The 20,706-nt window shown below is 37.2% G+C and carries 12 protein-coding genes; 7 read left to right on the forward strand and 5 right to left on the reverse strand.

Going from position 1 to position 20,706, the window contains the following annotated elements; genetic code table 11:
- Positions 1-141: 141 nt before the first annotated feature.
- Positions 142-2,778, reverse strand: coding sequence for an alanine--tRNA ligase (gene alaS / locus GVN22_RS10880; protein WP_166551054.1), 2,637 nt, complete (start codon positions 2,776-2,778; stop codon positions 142-144).
- A gap of 361 nt (positions 2,779-3,139) precedes the next feature.
- On the opposite strand from alaS, the gene GVN22_RS10885 reads away from it, so the two are divergent.
- Together GVN22_RS10885 and dprA are read left to right on the forward strand one after the other, a co-directional pair.
- Positions 3,140-3,490: a MerR family transcriptional regulator gene (locus GVN22_RS10885; RefSeq protein ID WP_166551055.1), complete on the forward strand. Its 351-nt coding sequence runs from the start codon at positions 3,140-3,142 to the stop codon at positions 3,488-3,490.
- 86 nt (positions 3,491-3,576) lie between these two features.
- Positions 3,577-4,686, forward strand: coding sequence for a DNA-processing protein DprA (gene dprA, locus GVN22_RS10890; RefSeq protein ID WP_166551056.1), 1,110 nt, complete (start codon positions 3,577-3,579; stop codon positions 4,684-4,686).
- On the opposite strand, the gene GVN22_RS10895 is transcribed toward dprA, so the two are convergent.
- Positions 4,683-6,485 carry a histidine kinase dimerization/phosphoacceptor domain -containing protein gene (locus GVN22_RS10895; RefSeq protein ID WP_166551057.1) on the reverse strand — a complete coding sequence of 601 codons (1,803 nt, stop codon included), beginning with the start codon at positions 6,483-6,485 and terminating at the stop codon, positions 4,683-4,685. The genes dprA and GVN22_RS10895 overlap by 4 nt on opposite strands.
- A 412-nt stretch (positions 6,486-6,897) precedes the next feature.
- The gene (pyrE, locus tag GVN22_RS10900; RefSeq protein ID WP_166551058.1) at positions 6,898-7,536 is read right to left on the reverse strand and encodes an orotate phosphoribosyltransferase; all 639 of its coding nucleotides are present in this window, start codon (positions 7,534-7,536) and stop codon (positions 6,898-6,900) included.
- A 228-nt stretch (positions 7,537-7,764) separates the two neighbouring features.
- Between pyrE and GVN22_RS10905 the strand changes: the two genes are divergently transcribed.
- Positions 7,765-8,460, forward strand: coding sequence for an NUDIX hydrolase (locus tag GVN22_RS10905; protein ID WP_166551059.1), 696 nt, complete (start codon positions 7,765-7,767; stop codon positions 8,458-8,460).
- 246 nt (positions 8,461-8,706) lie between these two features.
- On the opposite strand, the gene GVN22_RS10910 is transcribed toward GVN22_RS10905, so the two are convergent.
- The gene (locus tag GVN22_RS10910) at positions 8,707-9,990 is read right to left on the reverse strand and encodes an O-acetylhomoserine aminocarboxypropyltransferase/cysteine synthase family protein (RefSeq protein ID WP_166551060.1); all 1,284 of its coding nucleotides are present in this window, start codon (positions 9,988-9,990) and stop codon (positions 8,707-8,709) included.
- Positions 9,991-10,310: 320 nt separating this feature from the next.
- Here GVN22_RS10910 and GVN22_RS10915 point away from each other — a divergent pair, with 320 nt between their 5' ends.
- Both GVN22_RS10915 and GVN22_RS10920 read left to right on the forward strand, forming a co-directional pair.
- On the forward strand, positions 10,311-11,186 hold the full coding sequence (locus GVN22_RS10915; RefSeq protein ID WP_166551061.1) for an AraC family transcriptional regulator: 876 nt from the start codon (positions 10,311-10,313) through the stop codon (positions 11,184-11,186).
- 189 nt (positions 11,187-11,375) lie between these two features.
- Entirely contained in the window at positions 11,376-11,786 is a 411-nt protein-coding gene (locus GVN22_RS10920) for a DUF983 domain-containing protein (RefSeq protein WP_166551062.1), read from the forward strand.
- A 730-nt stretch (positions 11,787-12,516) separates the two neighbouring features.
- Here the strand turns inward: GVN22_RS10920 and GVN22_RS10925 are convergent.
- Positions 12,517-15,165, reverse strand: coding sequence for a sugar-binding domain-containing protein (locus GVN22_RS10925; RefSeq protein WP_166551063.1), 2,649 nt, complete (start codon positions 15,163-15,165; stop codon positions 12,517-12,519).
- A gap of 277 nt (positions 15,166-15,442) precedes the next feature.
- On the opposite strand from GVN22_RS10925, the gene GVN22_RS10930 reads away from it, so the two are divergent.
- Together GVN22_RS10930 and GVN22_RS10935 are read left to right on the forward strand one after the other, a co-directional pair.
- Entirely contained in the window at positions 15,443-18,082 is a 2,640-nt protein-coding gene (locus GVN22_RS10930) for an alpha-L-rhamnosidase (RefSeq protein ID WP_166551064.1), read from the forward strand.
- 144 nt (positions 18,083-18,226) lie between these two features.
- Positions 18,227-20,179: a helix-turn-helix domain-containing protein gene (locus GVN22_RS10935; protein ID WP_166551065.1), complete on the forward strand. Its 1,953-nt coding sequence runs from the start codon at positions 18,227-18,229 to the stop codon at positions 20,177-20,179.
- Positions 20,180-20,706 lie beyond the last annotated feature (527 nt).

Here is a 20,706-nt window from a genome sequence, read left to right on the forward strand (position 1 = left end):
ATGATGAAGAAAAACAGGGAATTAAGAAGTCTTTTGAATCAAAACACAAAAACTCTATTCTTTTCTCCCTTTTCTTGTAAAAAAATCACCCCTCAAGAAAGTTTCTTGAGGGGTGTGAAATATTCTTATGCTAAAAAACGCTTATGCGTTCACAAAAGTTTTACCTTTTTCTATCGCTTTAGCCAAACCACTTACGTCCGAACCACCCGCTGTTGCAAAGAACGGTTGGCCACCGCCTCCACCTTTCACTTCTTTGGCCAATTCACGAATAATTTGTCCCGCATTTAAGCCTTTGTCTGCTACCAGATTATCAGCAATCATAACTGCCAATTGTGGCTTACCAGCGATTTCGGCACCTAATACGCAATACAAATCACCCACTTTTGCTTTTAATTCATAAGCCAATTGTTTCAAAGCATCTGCCGAACCAACTTCAACAACTTCAGTGATAGCGTTGATGCTACCGTAAGAAACGATTTTGTTCAACAAACGTTCTTTGGTTGCTTGAAGTTTTTCTTGTTCAAATACTTCGATTTTCTTCGCCAAAGCATTTTTCTCTTCCAACAACGAAGCTACTGCTTTTACTAGGTCTTTTGGCGCTTTCAACAATTGATTCAATTGGTCAAGGATAGCCTCTTGTTCACGAAGAATTTCGAACGCTTTTTCTGACGTAACCGCTTCAATACGACGAACACCCGTTGCTACCGAAGTTTCAGTGATAATCTTAAACAAACCGATATTACCTGTTGCTGGCACGTGTGTACCACCGCAAAGTTCTACCGAATAGTTTTTATCGAAAGTAATCACTCGAACGAAATCACCATATTTTTCACCAAACAATGCCATAGCACCACGTGAAGTTGCTTCAGAAATAGGAACGTTACGTTCTTCTACCAAAGGAATATTTTCACGGATTTTTTGGTTTACAATCTCCTCAACCTGAGCGATTTCTTCGTCGGTAACTTTCTGGAAGTGAGAGAAGTCAAAACGTAAAATTTCGTTATTTACTAATGAACCTTTTTGGTTTACGTGACTTCCCAAGACTTGCTTAAGCGCAGCCTGCATCAAGTGCGTAGATGTGTGGTTGTTGTTAGTCAACTTTCTACGTGCTAAATCGATACTCGCTTTTACTGGTTCGTCAGAAACCAAAGATTCAAAACGCTTGTCGCTGATAAAATGTACGATAAGGTCATTTTCTTTTTTGGTGTCTACTACTTCAATCGCCACTCCACCAAAACTAATCGTACCTTTATCTCCAACCTGACCACCTGATTCGGCATAGAAAGGCGTTTTGTCCAAAACCACTTTATATTGCGTACCTTGTTTGTTCTGAACTTTTTGGTATTTCACTACAGAAGAAACCGTTTCGAATTCATCATAACCCACAAATTCGATTTTATCTACTTCTTGTAAAATCACCCAGTCTTCAGCAGAAGTAGAAGCATCCTTGCGTGAACGCTCTTTTTGTGCTTGAAGTGCAGCTTTGTATCCTTCTTCGTCGATTGACAAACCATTTTCACGAGCGATAAGGGCAGTTAAGTCAACAGGGAAACCGAAGGTATCATTCAACTCAAATACTTGCTCACCATTGATCACTGTTTGATTATTAGCTTTCAAATCAACAGTGATTTTATCTAATAATTTCAAACCATTCTCAAGTGTACGCAAGAAAGAGTTTTCTTCCTCTAAAATAACTTTTGCTACAAAATCTTGTTGAGAAATCAATTCTGGGAAAACACCGTCAAATTGTTCTGACAACAATGGTACAATCGAGTGCAAAAACGGTTCACGGAATCCTAAATAAGTATAGCCATAACGTACCGCACGACGCAAAATACGACGAATTACATAACCCGCCTTGTTGTTTGAAGGTAATTGTCCATCGGCAATTGCAAACGCGATAGCACGAATGTGGTCAGCAATAACACGAAGCGAAATATCCGTCCACTTGTCTTGACCATACACTTTGCCAGCTTTGTCAGCAATAAGCTTGATCGTACCTTGGAAAACATCAGTATCGTAGTTCGATTGTTTGCCTTGGATTGCCATACACAAACGCTCAAAGCCCATTCCTGTATCCACATGCTTCGAAGGAAGTGAGACCAATGAACCATCTGCCATACGCTCAAACTGCATGAATACGTTATTCCAGATTTCAACAACCTGAGGGTGGTCTGCATTTACTAGCTCTTTTCCTGATTTCAATGCAACCTCTTCAGCATCACGTAAATCGATATGGATTTCTGAACATGGACCACATGGGCCAGTTTCGCCCATTTCCCAGAAGTTATCCTTTTTATTTCCTAGAATAATACGCTCTTCTCCAACGATAGCCTTCCAAATATCCCATGCTTCTTGATCAAATGGCACGCCATCTTTTTCATCACCTTGAAACACCGAAACATAGATACGATCTTTGGGTAACTTGTACACCTCTGTCAATAACTCCCATGACCAAGCCAAGGCTTCTTTTTTGAAATAGTCGCCAAATGACCAGTTACCCAACATCTCAAACATCGTATGGTGGTATGTGTCAAAGCCTACATCTTCAAGGTCATTGTGTTTTCCTGAAACTCTCAAACATTTTTGGGTATCGGCAATACGCTTTGAGGGCGGAGTTCCGTTACCTAAGAAAAAATCTTTGAACTGAGCCATACCCGAGTTGTTGAACATCAAGGTTGGGTCATTTTTGGCTACTAATGGAGCTGAAGGAACAATTAAGTGACCTTTCGATGCAAAAAAGTCCAAGAACTGTTTTCTAATTTCTCTGGAAGTCATTGGTAATTATATGGTTATGTTTAGGGCTGAAATGACTGACAAATGTCATTCCTTACACTAAATATTTTTTTGTACTAAATAGATTCCTGATTTTTCGATAAAAATTTTATCTTTGCTTAAAATCATTTTTTTGCAAAATTAGTTGTTTTCAGGCTCAAGAACGATAATGTTGAAAAATCATTTTAGCTAATTATCGCATTTCACTACCCAATGCTTTTATTAAGAGCTAATTATCAAACACTTAGCCACCAACTAAAAACCAACACCCTCATAGTTTTGTAATAAAATTTTTACTTTGGATTGAGAGAACACATACTATTTAGAGTATAAGGTCCTAGGTTTCTCTCGATTTTTGAATATTATGCAGCAGAATCTTACTAAACGTTATTATTCCATATCAGAAGTTGCAGGCATGTTTAACGTAAATATTTCAAAATTACGTTATTGGCAGGATCACTTCCCTACGATAAATCCCAAGCGTGATCGAGCTGGGGATAGAAAATACACACCAGATGATATTAAGGAAATACGTGAAATTTTCATTTTAATAGAGGAGGAAGGGCATACCATTGAAGGTGCAAAAAATGCACTAGAAAAAAAGAGAGCTCGCAAAAACGCCAACCAAGAAGTAGTTGATACCTTGGTAGGGTTACGTGATTTTCTTAAAAAAGTACGAGATTCTCTCGATCAAGGAGACGATAGTTCGTTATAATCTGATTACAAGTACCACTAGCACACCAGAAAATCTACACTTGAAAACTCGGTCCGAGTTATTTAATCTTTTTCTATACCATCATTATGCAATTTACCTCAGAAAAGGTATATCAGGTAGGTCTGTCACTTATTCCCAAAATTGGAGACATTTTAATCAAACAATTGGTAAGCTATTGTGGCTCAGCCGAAAATGTATTCAAATCCCCCAAAGTTAAACTTCTCAAAATTCCGAATATTGGAGAAGTGCTTGCCCAAAATATTGTCCAACAAAAGGTATTAACACTCGCTGAAGCTGTTGTAAAGCAAGCCGAGAAAGAAAACGTTCATATTCTTTTCTATTTAGACACTGACTATCCTCGACGACTCAAATCTCTGTATGATGCCCCCTGCATTTTGTATTACAAAGGCAATCCAGAGGTATTAAATCCTCAAAGAAGCATCGCCATTGTAGGAACTCGTCAAATGACCGACTACGGGCGTGTGGTAACAGAGCAGATTGTTTCACAACTCAAAACCTTCAACTGTGTTTGCATCAGTGGATTGGCCTATGGCATTGACATTTGCGCACATAAAGCCAGCGTACAATATCAAATTCCAACGATTGGTGTGATGGCCAATGGAATAGACAAGGTGTATCCTAGTCAGCACAAACAAACCGCCATACAAATGCAGCAATTAGGTGGCGTTATGTCTGAGCACCCCTTTGGAGTAATTCCAGAGGCGCCATATTTTCCTAGAAGAAATAGAATCATTGCGGGTATGTCCGATGCTACGATTGTAGTAGAAGCTGCTATTAAGGGTGGAGCCCTTATCACGGCTGAATTTGCCAATAATTATCATCGTGATGTATTTGCTGTGCCAGGTCAGCTTGGCAAAAGTCATTCGGAAGGTTGTAATTTACTTATCAGAAAAAATAAAGCACAGATTTATACACAGGTAGAAGACATTGTAGAATCATTAAATTGGGATTTGGTACAGACCCATGAGTCCTTGGCAAAGGCGATTGATTTTTCTGGGTTAAGTACTGAGGAAAGTCAAATTTTGGCACTATTGCACCAAAAAGGGCCATTACAAATTGATGAAATTAGTTGGCAATCTCAAATTGTAATGGCTCGCTTGGCTTCTCTCCTTTTACACTTGGAATTTCAAGGATTGGTAAAAGCATTACCGGGGAAAAAGTTTTGTTTGGCTTAAGCAGCCTCTTGATTTGGAATAATGGCAAGTTCAAACACTGCACCACCGTCATTTTCTACTTTGTATTGCCCTGATACTTGTTTGCTCAATGAAACGATAAGTTGCTTTCCAAAAGAACGACGACCTTTGCTATTCCATTTTTCCATGTCAATACCAGCACCATTATCTCTTACTTTTAAATAGATACCACCTTCTGTTTTGAATTTAATTTCCAAGGTTGGATCAGGAACTTGTTGATAGGCATATTTAAACGAATTTGTGACCAATTCATTCAAAATCAACCCGATAGGAATTGCTAAATCCACATCAATTTCAGTTTGTTCTATATCTAGTAACAGATTAAAATTCTGGCGAGAATATCCATAACTTTCCATAATATTTTCAACCAAATCAGTAATGTATTCCTTGATATTCAACGCAGTAGTATGACTTGTCTGATATAATTTTTGGTGAATCAAAGACATTGCCTCCACCCTCTTTTGACCTGTTTGCACTGCTTTTATGGCATCTTGGTCGGTAAGCCCATACGTTTGAAGGTTGAGTAGACTTGCCACAATAGACAAATTATTTTTAACGCGGTGATGAAGTTCTTTCATCATCAATACAAGTTTGTCTGACTGCTCCTGAATTTTCGCATTTTGGCTTGTCAACAAATCGTTATTTTGATGAATAATTCTATTTTTACGAATAAGTAAAAAACCCGCAAGAACCAACACGGCAATTAAGACAAGCCCGAAAAAAATGATATTCTGTTTATTTTTATTTTGGTAATTTAGCTCCTTTATCTGAGTTTCTTTCTCGATGGTTTTATTGCGTTCTTCAAGTTCAACCACTTTCGACTTGATTTCCAGATTGGTGATACTATCATTGAGGGCTACGTGGCTTTTGTAGGCTAAATAGGCTTTATCCCATTTTTTTTCACCTTCATAAAGTTTTGCCAAAACGTCATAGGCATCTGCTTGAAAGTATTTTCTTTCAGGAATATTATTGGCATATTCAATCCCCTTCAACGCTGAACTGATACCTTCTTTGTAGGCTTTTTTTCCATTGTAGGCCCATGCAAGATTTATGTAAACGGCGGCTAAACTGAAAGCGTCTTTTTGAGTTATTTCAAGGCTTAAAGCTTCTTCATACATCTGAATTGCTTTATCAAATTGTCCTAAATTTTTGTAGTGTATACCTATATTAACTAATCCAGAAAGATAATCATCAGACATCTTCGCGGATTTAAGGTATTTTAAACCTATAAGACTCAAATCAAGCGCTTTTTGAGATTGACCTCTTTTGTCGTAAATAATACTTAAACTATTATATGAGTAAGCAATGAGTTTGTCATTATGTAAATCCTTTCCTATTTTTTGGGTCAATACATACATTCGTTCTGCCTCATCCAATCTATTTTGACGTTCAAAAACATTGCCTAATTGAATATAGGTCGTTGCTACCCAATAGAGATCTTTTTGGACTTGAAATCTATGAAGCGCTGTATTGAAATTCTCTAAAGACTTTACATAATCCTCTAGCCCATAATTGGTTTGTCCTAGCTTATAGTACAAATGTCCCACTAAGGTATCGGCGGATTTTTCTGGAATGAGATTAACCGCCTCTTGTAATAAGTCACGCTTTACTTGATCTTCTAGATTACCTTCTTTACAGAATTGATATATGGCTAAGGCTCTTTTTTCATTTGAAGGTAATTTGTTCCATTTTTCACGAGCACTTTCCAAATTTTGGGCTTTCGCACCAATAAAAAAGGATGATAGTAAGAGGAATATAAATAATGATTTTATATGATTCATGGTAAAATGTGTGTCAGCTTTAAGATGTTTTCAGATTCTTTGACAATGCTAATACTAGCAGAGTTTAGGCTTATATGAGATTTACTTACAAAACAGCATTCTTCGAAATGTGGCAACACAATCCTAAAAATAGGCCTCTGAATTTGAGAAACCTATCCATTCTTATTCAACGGTAATTGATGAAGATATATAAATTAAAACTAGAGTGTATTTCAACTAAAGTGAGTTATGAAAGCAATTCTTATGGAGACAACTATGGTAAACAAACTCTTAAAGAGTGTAGAAAGAGGTAAAATTTACAGCTAGAAATTTTAAACCTAAATGCAGTTAGAGATTCTTTTAATAAAGTGAACGGTCGATAGAGTTTATCGACCGTTTTGTTTGAGCTGGTTAAAAACCAAACTATATCGAACTAAATATTCCAGTTAGCAGGATCATGACGCCACTCTTGAAGCGTAATCATCTGACTTTCTGTAACATAATTTTTCTTTTTAGCTTCCTCCAACAAGGTTTCGTAATCGCTTAATGTATAGAATTTCAAACCTTTTTCTGCAAAGTTTTGACTTGCTACGTTGAAACCATACGTAAAAATGGCCACCATACCCAATACATTTGCTCCTGCATCACGTAAGGCTTCAGCGGCTTTCAACGAGCTACCGCCAGTAGACACTAAGTCCTCTACTAATACGACTTTTTGTCCAGCTTTGATTTCGCCTTCAATTTGGTTGCCCATACCGTGTTTTTTTGGCTCAGGGCGTACATAGCAAAAAGGTAAATCTAAGAAATCAGCTACCAAAGCACCTTGCGCAATACCTGCTGTAGCTACACCAGCAATAATATCAACCTCTGGCCAGTATGCTTTTACAGCAGCAGCCAAGCCGTCACGAATCGCAGTACGTACCTTTGCATGAGAAAGGGTAATACGGTTATCACAATAAATAGGAGAATTCCAACCTGAAGCCCATTTGAAAGGCTTATCTGGGCTTAATCTTACGGCTTTTACGTCCAGTAGCATCGAGGCTACAGTTTGTGCAAGTGTTGCTTGTGTCATTGGATTACAGAATTTGTATAGGGCGATGAGATTTCTTTGTCTGTTTTGAGATTGTATTCAAGCAAAGAAGGCAAATTTGGTTGCCGATTTTCAACTTTTATGCAAAAATAGGAAGAGTCGGGCATGTTTTACTAACAAAAATGTAATTTTGCTTTTACAATGCAACAATATAGGTGGCTCAACTCGTGCTACGCAGAACCAAATATTTAAAGATATCTATTCACTAAGATGATCATTTTCATTGACGACAGACCTATCAAAGTGATAAGTCAAAAAAAAGCTAAGTCTCTGACAACCACAGATTTTGAACACTTGATAGACGCAAAACTTGAAAGTATTCGTCCTGAGAAATTGCATGGCCATGTCTTGATATTAAACGTAATTTTACCAACAATCAATAAACTTTTTACGATTTTAAAAGAACACGATTTACCACACTTTCAATCTATCACATTGGTAACAGCCGACAGAGATTTGACTGAAGAGCAAATTAAAGCACAATATAAAGTGATTAAAGCGGCAGGTGGTGTAGTGCGAAATGAAAAAGGAGATTTATTATTGATGTATCGTCTCAAAAAATGGGATTTGCCTAAAGGTAAACTCGACAAAGGCGAAAAATCTAAAAATGGTGCGGTGCGTGAAGTGGAGGAAGAATGTAATGTAAAAGTTCGTTTGGAAGAAAAAATCTGTACAACCTTTCACACTTATACTTACAAAAACGAACACATTCTCAAACAAACTAAATGGTATTCGATGGAGATTTTGGATGCTTCTAAAATGAAACCACAAATTGAAGAAGATATCGAAAAACTAGAATGGATGGACCGTAAGCAAGTTCATACGGCATTGATTAATTCTTACTCATCTATCCGTTATGTTGTAAAAAGGTATTTTTACGAAGGCGAAGACAAATGGGAGATATAAAGTGATGAGTTGTGAGTTCGTAGTTGGCAATTAGAGCTGTACGAAGGATTTCAAACAATTTCAGATTGGGGATTTCTGATTTCGGAAATATAGTAAAATACCTTTTTCTTTACAAAATAATAGAGGCTTACACTTCCGAAATCCAGTATCCGAAATCTGAAATAAACAGTTTTCATAACCCTTCGTACAACCCTAATTCATCATTCACAACTCATCACTCACAACTCTGCACTCATACTCTGAAGATTATGCTTTCAAAGCTTGCTCAATATCTGCTTTAATATCGTCGATATGTTCAATTCCTACTGACAAACGTAGTGAAGTTGGTTCTACGCCAGCAGCTAATTGTTCGGCCTCTGACAATTGAGAGTGTGTAGTCGAAGCTGGGTGAATAATCAGGGTTTTTGAATCGCCAACATTCGCCAAATGACTAATCAACTGAAGGCTATTTACAAACTTTTCTGCACGAGCTTTGTCTCCTTTCAATTTGAAGGATAAAACACCCCCAAAACTACGATTCAAGTATTTTTTCGCTAGCTCGTGATATGGGCTACTTTCCAAACCAAGATAATTTACACCTTCCACCTCTGGATGCGCCAACAACCACTCAGCTAGCTTTTGAGCATTTTCACCAATTCTTTCTACACGCAATGACAAAGTTTCTAAACCTTGTATTAATAAGAATGAGTTGAATGGACTTTGTGAAGGCCCCCAATCGCGCAAGCCTTCTACCCTAGCACGAATGATATATTGAATATTGCCGAATGGTCCACCGATACCGAAAACATCATTGAGCACCAAGCCATGATATGACGGCGAAGGCTCTGTAAATTGAGGAAATTTACCATTGCCCCAGTTAAATGTACCGCCATCGACAATTACACCGCCCATCGACGTTCCGTGTCCGCCAATCCACTTAGTTGCAGATTCTACCACCACGTGCGCACCATGTTTGAGCGGTTGGGCAATAGCACCACCTGCCCCAAAAGTATTATCAACAATCAATGGAATTTCGTATTTGTTCGCCAAAGCAGCAAATGCTTCAAAATCGGGAACGCTAAAACTTGGGTTTCCGATGGTTTCCAAATAAATCAATTTGGTACGATCATCAATCAATTTTTCAAAGCTCGATACGTCGTCGCCATTGGCAAATCGAGCCTCTACTCCAATATTTTTGAAGGAATTTTTGAACTGATTATACGTTCCGCCATACAAGAACGAGGTCGTAACAAAGTTATCTCCTGCCGTTGTGATGTTATTAATCGCCAAGAACTGCGCCGCATGTCCTGAGCTAACTGCCAAAGCTGCTACACCACCTTCCAACGCTGCAATTCTTTTCTCGAATACATCGTTGGTTGGGTTCATAATACGTGTGTAAATATTACCAAATTCCTTCAAAGCAAAAAGATTGGCGCCATGTTCAGCACTATTAAACGAATAAGAAGTTGTTTGATAAATAGGTACTGCTCTTGAGTTAGTTGTTGGGTCTACTTGCTGACCTGCGTGCAGTTGGAGGGTTTCAAATTTCATATCAAAGGGTTTTTAAGGGCAAAGCCAATAGGTTTCTGTTTTAGAAGTAATTGGAACAACAATACATCTACTGCATTGCCAAGGTTTTGTTTCTTTAGTTTAATACATTTTTCCTAAAAGAATAATCACAATCAAATATACCTATATATTTATAAAACCACAAAACCTATAGAGTAAAATATATTTAATAGCAATTTCACTCAATAAGTATAAGAAATAAACCAATCGGTAATTATTACCATTAAAACTACATTTCACACCACATATATTTCTTTTTTAACATCTACCTTTGACATCATCAAACGAAGCCAATATAAAGTATGTCAGATAAAAAAATAAATTTTCCCATTTTAGATATTTGCACATTATCCGAAACGAGAGATGAAGATTTTTTGGTGAGTAGATTTGGCGCCTATTTGGAGCGACACAAAAACCTTCATCATGCACACCGACATAGTTTTTATCATTTGGTTTTCTTTACGCAAGGTGCTGGTTTTCATACGGTAGATTTTAGCAATTTTGATGTAAAACCTTATCAGATTTACTTTATGATACCTGGTCAGGTGCATAGTTGGAGTTTTGAAGGACCGATTGATGGATATGTTGTCAATTTTTCGGAAGAGTTTTTCCAGTCTTTTCTATTAAAAGCTGAATATTTAGCCAACTTTTCATTTTTCAATAATATCGCTCAAGATAGTGTCATTAATTTGAGTTTTCCGCTTAATCAAAAAGTGAAGGGCTTTTTTGAAGAAATCCTTGAACAGGCACAGCAAAAGCAACCTTTTGCCCATGACATGATAAAAAGTTTGCTCATACAAATGTTTATTGCCATTGACCAGCAAACTATTACTGAAAAGCCAAAAAATATTCCTCAGTTCAATTACACCTTGTTAAAGAATTTTCAAAAGTTGATTGAAAAACATCATACTACCCTAAAGTTACCCATGGAGTACGCAGAATTATTATATATTACTCCTAATCATTTGAACGCCCTTTGTAAGGAGCATTTGGGTATGCAAGCAGGCGAGGTAATTCGTAATAGAATTGTGTTGGAAGCAAAAAGATTATTGGTCAACAAAAACACGAGTATTTCAGAAATTGCCTATTATCTCAATTTTGCGGACAATTCATATTTCTCCAAGTTTTTTAAAAAACATGTGGGGTCAAGTCCAGAAGAGTTTAGAAAGAAGTATTGAGTAGCCTTGCTTTAAGCGGTAGGCCGTAAGCATTAGGCAAAAAAACTTCTACTTTCTGATAATAGTTACTTTAGCCGAAAGCTTTATAATTTAATTTTGCCCACTAACTTATTATTTTCTACCTAAAGCCTACGGCATACAGCTTAAAGCACATAAATACAATTTTGTTTCATATAAATATTTTTAGTCATGAACGAATATCAAAATATAAAACTCGATGTCGAAAGAAGTAAAACACGTGCGATGATAGAAATGCGTTGTCCGCAATGTCGCCAAGGAAAAATGTTTAAATATGCTAACTGGCGCGTTAACAAATTTGACGAGATGCACGATAACTGTCCTGTTTGTGGGCTACATTTTGAAGTAGAACCTGGTTTTTGGTACGGCGCTATGTTTGTGAGTTATGGCTTTTCAGTGGCGATTTTGGCGATTATGGGTATCGTAATTTATTGGGGATTCAACGACCCATCAGTTTTAGGTTATATTATTCCTATTCCAATTGTATCCTTGATTGCGGTACCATTCAATTTTAGAATGTCGAGAAGCGTATTTTTACATCTATTTGGTTTTGTCAAATACAAACCAGAGCAAACCGCATAGAAATCTTTTCCCTTGTTATATAAAAATGAATCCTCAAAGTAAAGACATAAATCTTTCACTTTGAGGATTCTAAGCTTAAAAATGAGTCAATGACTTAGTCTTGGACAATAGTTGTAATTCAATACGAAAGACCTGTAACTTTGGTTATCAAAGTGTCCTGAGTCATAGGTTTAAAAGTACCCTTTTGTAATTTTTCGTAATTAAAAAAGCTTTTGTCTCGACTAAAAATTATAAATTCTTTCCAAGTCCTGACGCCCTTATACGAAAAATAGAGTATCTCATTATTATGCTTCACCACAAGAATATTTTTGTGAGAAATAACTTCTCCATCAGTGTAAATCTCGATTAGGTAAAATTCCTGATAAGGCGTATTATTGGGCACATCCCTCATATACTTGAAAAAGGTTGCCCTGTGGTAATAATCAACACTATCGCTTAGAAAGTGGGATAGATTATTTTTTTTCAAATTACGTGCATTGAAGTCTTGCCAATTAATTACCTTGAAAAAAGTTGATAGCAATACTTCTTCCTTTTTATGGTTACACTGTTGAAAAAAAACGATAAATAACATCATTGTAACCAAACCAAGATACCTCGTAAGATTGGGCATTTTTCCTATTCTGTTTAAAACACAATATATATTCTAAACCTTCTACTTTAAGTAGTCCAAGTTTTAAACTTTTGAAAAAGTAGTCCAAGACCAAGCCCTGGACTAGGGTTTACATTCGTTTTACTTTATGTCTATATATCGGATAGGTAAATTCCAGCCTTCAATAGAAATTTGAGTTGGTTGAGCACCTGCTTTTGCCTCTAAAACTACCTTCTTGGTTGTTTTTGGCGTAATCGAAACGTAGTTATCATCGTAGAAAGTTGGTAAAATACGCTCTTTACTTTGACTATTTACTAACGAAACTCGGTTGAAGAACGCTATAGTTTTTTCATCTTTATTCGTCAAGCTCACTTCTATTTTATCACCTGAAAGGCGTTTGGCTACTACCTCTACATTGGCAGTTGGCATGGTTTGTAAACCTGAGTATTTACCTTCGGCATTAGGATACCAATAGAAATTATCACTTATAATCTTTTGGTTTTCATCTAGCAATTGCAACGAAAGAAATGAACCATCTTTAGCTCCTAACTCATCCAAGATATTTTTAACTGATAAAATCTTCTTAATGGATGTCGCTTCAATATAGGTAAATACTTTGGTAATAAGTTTGGAATTACCTTTAGTATCATAAGCTGTAGCCACCAGCATCAAATTTCGTTTTGCGGTAAAATCATTATTGACCATCATCAACATACCATCAATTGGATTTGCCATGATATGCACCAATTCACTACCGCTACGCAATCCGTACAAACAAGCATTTGGATCAAGATAATAGTCATACATCTGTCCACGCATGGCAGTCCAAGGGTTTTGGGTTTTCCAAATGATTACCCCTGTGTACCAATCCCACTGATGCGCACTAAAGCCTTCCATTAAACCACGATATTGGTCGTAGTTTACCAACTGTGCCTTTAAACCAAAATCCTTTATATCTTTTGGTTTTCCATAAGGGTCAATAAACTGGTTGTAGCCCACCCCCGTGTAAGTGTGATACGTCCAAACAGTATCAGGCTTTGTTCCAGTATTGTGATATGGAACTTTCAAGTTTTCTTCGGGAATAAATCTTTTCAACGATTCATAATCCCCTGTTCCTACCGAACCTACTTCAGAGTTGAATGGGAAAGTACGCTGTTGCCAAAATACCTCCAAAGGTTGAATTCCATAAGGCCCGTCGCCGTTACCACCAAGAAAGTTATAAGACATCGCATCCGAATTAGAATAATCTACAAACCAACGAGTTCCGTCTAGTTCAGGTAAAATTTTGTCTCGCAATGGCACCAAAATATCTTCTGGAGGCGTAATTTCGTTTCCTCCGCACCACATAGCCAAAGAAGGGAAATTGCGTACCATTTTAATCATATCCGCTGCCGACTCCAAAAACAAAGGATGATTATCAGGATATTTACGGCGTGTCCATTGGTCTTCTTTTTTCATAGGGTCAATCCAACGACCATTGCAGTCGCCCGACATCCAGAAATCTTGAAATACCAATAAACCGTATTTGTCACAAGCTTCATAAAACTCAGGACGCTCTACTAATGCTCCTCCCCAAATACGAATCAAATTCAGGTTCATATCTCTATGATAGCGAATTTCGGCGTCATAGCGTTCTTTTGAAAAGCGCAACATTGCATCCGAAATAATCCAGTTGCCCCCTTTGATAAAAATCTTTTGACCATTTACTGCAATCTGACGACTTTGGGTTGTTGTATTCCATGAGGTTTGAATTTCGCGAATACCTACTTGCAATTTCTCAAAATCAGATACTTTTTGACCGTTTGGCGTAAAGCTAAACTCAGCATCATACAAATTTTGTGGACCATAACCCGCTGGCCACCAAAGTTTAGGATTGTTTACAATAAGGTCTTTGATTTTGTAAGTTTTGCTCGATTTGGCTGGTAATGTAAGTTTTTCAGAAACAGTTTGTCCATTTAGTTTAAAACTTAGAACTCCCGAAACAGGGATATCGCTAGTATTTTCCAACTCAGCAGTTGTTTTTACAGTTGCTGGTTGCTGAGTACCCTCTGGCGTGCGAACACCCGACACAAGCGTGATAACATGTGGGTCTTTGAGGTTGACCAAGCCAGTTTTTTCAATTTGAACTTTATCCCAAATACCTGTATTACGGTCACGAATAGGACGAATCCAGTCCCACCCTGCGGTGTATTGGATAGCTACATTTTTGGCAATAGTTCCATCTCCGCCTTGACCCCCATTGGGATTTCCTGGGGAATTAGAAGGATATACAATCACTGCCAAGCGGTTTTTGCCATTGCTTGACAATAAGTTAGTAATATCAAATGCTTTGCGTAAAAACATCCCTTCGAATGGCTCTTTATTGACTTTTTGACCATTGACAAAGATCTCACAAGAGTAGTTGATACCTCTAAATTTCAACCAAACTTTTTCTCCTGATGCTGGCTTTTTTTCTTCAAAATCCTTTACAAACCAATAGGTATAATACTCTTTCCCGACATGATATATATCTGGAATTTTCTCATTATTGAGTCCGTAAAATGGATCAGGAATTTCTTTGTTGGCCAACTGAGTAGTCAAAACCGTTCCCGGAACTACCGCAGGTTTCCAAGCAGAAAGGTCGAATTGAGGACTTGAAATCTGCGTACCCGAAGCTTGAACAGTGTTTGCTTTGGTACATTTCCAGCCTTGATTTAGCTCATAACTTTGTTGTGCTATTACAGGCAAAATGCCCGTTGATAGCAAACAAGCCGTAAGAGCAAGTTTGATTTTTTGTTTAAAAGAATACATACGTTTAGATTTAAGAAAATTGGGAATTATTGAGAGTGAAACCCTTCCCTTGGTTGGATACGGATTTTTCTCAGTATTATTTTAATATTAAATATACCTAAAAACAGCTTAAGCATCGAAGGCAAGGAAGTACTTCAAATATAGGTATTCGAGAAAAGTAATTAACCTGAATTATCTGGAAAATCTCTCCATCCGCTGATTATTAATGTTAACACATGACACTTTTTATCCGAAAAAATGAAACCTTGTTTTCTTAAAATCACTCAATTCTATAATCATGAAACGTATTCTATCACTCATCAGCGCTGGAATTCTTTTGAGCAGTATTTCCTTATTGGCTCAAACGCAAAAACTTCGCTGTGAATACTTGGAAAATCCCTTGGGAATAGACCAAACAGCCCCACGATTTACTTGGGAGTTTACCACTAAGCAAAACCCAGTCTCTGTCAAAATTTGTGTCGACACCGACTCTCTAGCACTGATAAAAGGGCGTAATAATACATGGACATCGAGCCAAATTACGTCTTCACAACAACTAGCCATTTATGCAGGAAAACCCTTACAATCTTTCCAGAAATATTATTGGAAATTAATCGACAAAAACAATCAAACACTGAGTGCGATTGCGAGTTTCGAAATGGGTTTATTGAATCCTTCAGATTGGAAAGGTGCTTGGATAAGCGATAGCCAAGGCAAAGAAGAAAAAAATGCTCCCTATTTTAGAAAAGCCTTCGAAGCCAAAAAAGAAATTGTTTCGGCTCGCGCCTATATTGCGGTGGGTGGCTTGTATGAGTTAAGTATCAACGGACAACGAGTGGGCAATCACCGCCTCGACCCCATGTACACTCGTTTTGACAGACGAAACTTGTACGTAACGTATGATGTCACTAAGCACTTACAACATGGGAAAAATGCCATAGGTGTGTTATTAGGCAATGGCTGGTATAATCACCAATCTACAGCGGTTTGGTTTTTTGATAAAGCTCCTTGGCGTAATCGTCCAACTTTTTGCTTGGATGTCCGCATTACCTACAAAGATGGCTCAGTTGAAACCATTAGTTCTGGCAAAGGTTGGAAAACTTCAGAAAGCCCAGTAACATTTAACAGTATTTATACCGCAGAGCATTATGATGCAAGACTAGAAAAAACAGGATGGAATTTGCCCAACTATGATGACAAAACATGGAAAGATGTCATTTATCGCGCCGCTCCTTCTACCCATATTGTAGCCCAAGCGCTTCATCCGATTAGACATACAAATGAGATTTTGAGCAAAAATTTAAAGACTTTTTCAAAACAAAACTATGTATTTGATTTAGGCGAAAATATCTCTGGCGTTTCCACTATAACCGTAAAAGGCAACGCTGGAACTGTCATAAGGCTAAAGCATGCTGAAAGATTATTGCCAGACGGACACGTTGATCAATCAAACATTGATGTACATTATCGCCCAACAGACGATAAAGACCCTTTTCAAACTGATATTTTTATATTAGGTGGCAAAGGAGAAGAGACTTTTACGCCAAAATTCAATTATAAAGGTTTTCAATATATCGAAATCAATAGTTCTGAACCGATTGAGCTTACGCAAAATAGTGTGAAAGGCTATTTTATGCACTCAGATGTACCTGCTATTGGCAAAATCACCAGTTCTAACCCAACACTCAATAAAATCTGGGCTGCTACTAATCGCTCTTATTTGTCTAACCTTTTTGGCTATCCAACCGATTGCCCACAAAGAGAAAAAAATGGCTGGACAGGCGATGCCCATATTGCCAGCGAAACAGGACTTTATAATTTTGATGGAATAACTATCTATGAAAAATGGCTCGCCGATCATCGTGACGAACAACAGCCAAATGGTGTGCTTCCTTCAATTATTCCTACAGGAGGCTGGGGCTATGAATGGGGCAACGGACCAGATTGGACTAGTACGATAGCCATTATCCCTTGGAATATTTATTTGTTTTATGGAGACAGCAAACTGTTAAAAGATTCTTATGAACCCATCAAACGATATGTGGATCATATTACAGATATCAGTCCGAACGGGCTATGCACTTGGGGATTGGGCGATTGGGTTCCTGTCAAATCCAAAACACCTGTGGAATTAACCTCAACGGCGTATTACTTTGTGGATGTAACAATCTTGGCGAAGGCAGCCAAACTACTCGGAAACCAAGAAGATTATGCTAAATATTCAGCTTTAGCCGAAAAAATCAAAAAGGCATTTAATCAGAAATATCTCAACGAGCAAACTGGTATTTACGGTGCGGGAGTTCAGACCGAACTAAGTGTTCCTCTTTATTGGGGTTTAGTTCCTGAGGCGTTGAAACCCAAAGTAGCGAAAAACTTGGCTGATAGAGTTGCCCAAGACAATTATCACTTAGACGTAGGTTTGTTGGGAACAAAAGCTATTTTGAACGCTTTGAGCGAAAATGGATATGCCTCGGTTGCTTACAAAGTTGCTTCTCAGGAAAGCTACCCTTCGTGGGGTTGGTGGATAGTAAACGGTGCTACAAGTTTGTACGAAAACTGGCCAATTGATGCCAAATCAGACATTTCGATGAACCATATTATGTTTGGTGAGATTGGTGCATGGCTATACAAAGGATTAGCAGGAATTTTTCCAGATGAGCAAGGGGCTGGCTTTAAAAGCATTATTCTAAAACCCAATTTTGTTGAAGGTTTAGCAACATTCTCAGCGGATTTCGAATCCCCAAGAGGTTTGATTCACTCTGAATGGGAACAAAAAGGTAATACCGTAATTTATAAAATCGTAGTGCCACCAAATGCCTCCGCTAAAGTACAATTACCAGAAGGATACAAGGTAAAAAGCATTAATCAAAAAGCTATCTCGACTCCACAAGTAGGTCTTTTATCTGCTGGTGAATATACCTTACTCATTGAAAAATAGAGATTGGGCAGAGATATTCTGAACACACCTAGCAATGACTTAGAAAAATGTGCTACGCATTCATCTCAATGGAATGAAAATAATCCCTAATTTTGTTCTATTCGTGCAAGTCTGCTAGGTGTGTTGTTTTGATTACCAATAATTATGAAGTTTCAAAAAGTTATTTTTAGTACTATATATCTACTTTTGATAGGTCCTTGGCTCTATGCTCAAATCAGATTTGAAGTGCATATCCCAGCTCAGGACCGTTCAAAAAATCTTCCTATTTTCATTGCTTGTAGTTTCAATAACTGGTCTCCAGGCGACCCCAATTTTCGGTTAGAAGCGATTGGGAATAATACCTACGCTATTAATCTTCCTGATACACTTTCCTATTTTGAATACAAATTTACCCAAGGTTACTGGACACAAGTAGAGGGCGACTCGCAAGGACATAGCCGCCCGAACCGCATATACGATCGACTGAAGGAACAAAATCCACAACTTTTGAGCCTGCAAATCGAAGGATGGGAAGCTCGTCCTACCTATCGTTTTTACATCAAAAGTCTTCCAAAAAACACGCCACAGGACGCAAGTATTTATATTTCTGGAAATTTCAATAATTGGGATCCGGGAAATGAAAGTTACAAGCTTCAAAAGCAGTTTGATGGCACTTACCGAGTAACTGTTTCTACTGAATTAGAAAAGTTAGAGTATAAATTTACAAGGGGAAATTGGGTAACAGTAGAAGGTCAGGAGAATGGTAAAGCTTGTCCAAACCGCACTTTATATCGGAAAAGTGACTTTCGATTGGAAGAAATTCCTGTAGATATAAAAGGTTGGGAAGACCTTACGGGTACATTTAATTTTTACTCGATTTACGATTTATTAATTCTATTTTCAGCTTTTCAGTGTATTCTGCTGTTGGTGGCAATTCCAACAATGCAAGACTACAACCGTAAAGCTAATCAATGGCTATTACTTTCGATTGCCTTTACAGCTATCATTCTGATTATGAAAACCTTAATGGGATATAGAGTAGTAGCAGAGCAATATAGTCGCCTACTGTTGATTCCTGATTTTGCGTTGTTTCTATATGCTCCATTATTCTATTTCTATTTACAAAAACTCCTTTTCAAAACACCGCAAATGCCAGTAAAATGGTGGCTACATTTTGTTCTACCAATTGTTCAAATATTGGTATACATGCCATTTATGTTGCTGGATTCCAAAGAGTTATTAATAAAGCTATTAAACAAAGAGCAAGACATTCACATTGTTTCGGTATTTGCAGGAACAATTTCTTGGTTTGTCAATCTTTTCTATTGGTTTCTCAACTGGAAAACAGTAGAGGGATACAATAAACAATATCCTAATCAAGCCTCGAATGAACAAAATACTGATTATTTGCATACCGTATTAATTCTACAAGCCATTTGTCTTGTACTTTGGGCTTTTACGGGTTTATTGATATTTGGGCAACGATTTTTTGACTGGGACACCGTTTTACTCGCCGACAAGAGTATTGATATTATTTGGTTGGCATTTTCGGCAATTCCATACTTCTTGGGGTATTTTGCCATTCATCAACCTGAGATTTTCAAAATTGCCAAAACCAGTCTTACGCAGGTCAATATTTTGCCGAATAAGGTATCTACAGAAAATGCATTGGTGTCACCTAAATTACCTGAAGTTTTACCTGAAATAGCACCACAAGCAGACGAAACGCCTGTTCTGGATATTGAAAAAGATGCTAATCACGAACAACTGATTGCCAGCTGGAAGGAAAAAATTGATGAGTTTATGAACTCCGAAAAGCCTTACACCAATGTTGGACTTACCTTAAACGAGTTGGCAGGAATGTTGAAAATAACGCCACACTTACTTTCGAAGGTAATCAATGAGGCGTATCAAAAAAACTTTTTTGACTTTATCAATTCCTACAGAATTGAGGAATTTAAAATTCGTTTTGAAGACCCTCGCAACCGACAATTCACCATGTTGGCAATAGCATTTGATGTAGGCTTTAACTCAAAAACTGCCTTCAATCGTGCCTTTAAAAAAATGACTTCCCAAAGCCCAAGAGAATATTTCTTTGACTCTCGAGCGGAAGAATAATTCATCGGAAACTTTCTTTTTATTCCTCTTTAGAGACGTAATGTTTGCGTCTCTATTTTTATATATCTCTACGAGTCTATCAATAAATTTCCTTCTCTAAATTTTTTCTATTTCTTCCAATCCCATTTGTACAATTCCATCACTTTTTTGTTTTAAGTCGATATTGAAAAAAATATCCCGTACCTTTGCAGTCTTTTTCAACTAAAAATGAGAAAAAATTGTCAAAAATAAGTACCATTTTATAAAGTGGAATATCTAAATAGTTATACAAAAGATTGAAATACAACAAGTTAAATTTTACTTTAAAATAAATCTTTAAAAAGTACAAAATACATAAAGTGGGACGACTTATGATAGTAAGGCATAGTACTTTTGTAAGAAAATATTTGAAAATTTCTCACACTTAGAGAAAATACATTTTTATAAACTAAAACTATTTCTCTCTATTTTGAGAGTAATGTACCAATTAATTATATATGAATTTTATTTACTTCCTCAACGCTATTTCCCCAAAGATGCATCAGTCT

Source organism: Cellulophaga sp. BC115SP (assembly GCF_009905545.1).
GTDB lineage: Bacteria > Bacteroidota > Bacteroidia > Cytophagales > Spirosomataceae > Flectobacillus > Flectobacillus rivi.

Excerpts from the sequence above, each read along its gene's own strand:
- GVN22_RS10915 (WP_166551061.1), top strand. The coding sequence starts at position 10,311 with ATGTCAGATAAAAAAATAAATTTTCCCATTTTAGATATTTGCACATTA.
- GVN22_RS10930 (WP_166551064.1), top strand. The coding sequence starts at position 15,443 with ATGAAACGTATTCTATCACTCATCAGCGCTGGAATTCTTTTGAGCAGT.
- GVN22_RS10925 (WP_166551063.1), bottom strand. The coding sequence starts at position 15,165 with ATGTATTCTTTTAAACAAAAAATCAAACTTGCTCTTACGGCTTGTTTG.
- GVN22_RS10910 (WP_166551060.1), bottom strand. The coding sequence starts at position 9,990 with ATGAAATTTGAAACCCTCCAACTGCACGCAGGTCAGCAAGTAGACCCA.
- GVN22_RS10935 (WP_166551065.1), top strand. The coding sequence starts at position 18,227 with ATGAAGTTTCAAAAAGTTATTTTTAGTACTATATATCTACTTTTGATA.
- dprA (WP_166551056.1), top strand. The coding sequence starts at position 3,577 with ATGCAATTTACCTCAGAAAAGGTATATCAGGTAGGTCTGTCACTTATT.
- GVN22_RS10895 (WP_166551057.1), bottom strand. The coding sequence starts at position 6,485 with ATGAATCATATAAAATCATTATTTATATTCCTCTTACTATCATCCTTT.
- GVN22_RS10920 (WP_166551062.1), top strand. The coding sequence starts at position 11,376 with ATGAACGAATATCAAAATATAAAACTCGATGTCGAAAGAAGTAAAACA.
- GVN22_RS10885 (WP_166551055.1), top strand. The coding sequence starts at position 3,140 with ATGCAGCAGAATCTTACTAAACGTTATTATTCCATATCAGAAGTTGCA.
- alaS (WP_166551054.1), bottom strand. The coding sequence starts at position 2,778 with ATGACTTCCAGAGAAATTAGAAAACAGTTCTTGGACTTTTTTGCATCG.
- pyrE (WP_166551058.1), bottom strand. The coding sequence starts at position 7,536 with ATGACACAAGCAACACTTGCACAAACTGTAGCCTCGATGCTACTGGAC.
- GVN22_RS10905 (WP_166551059.1), top strand. The coding sequence starts at position 7,765 with ATGATCATTTTCATTGACGACAGACCTATCAAAGTGATAAGTCAAAAA.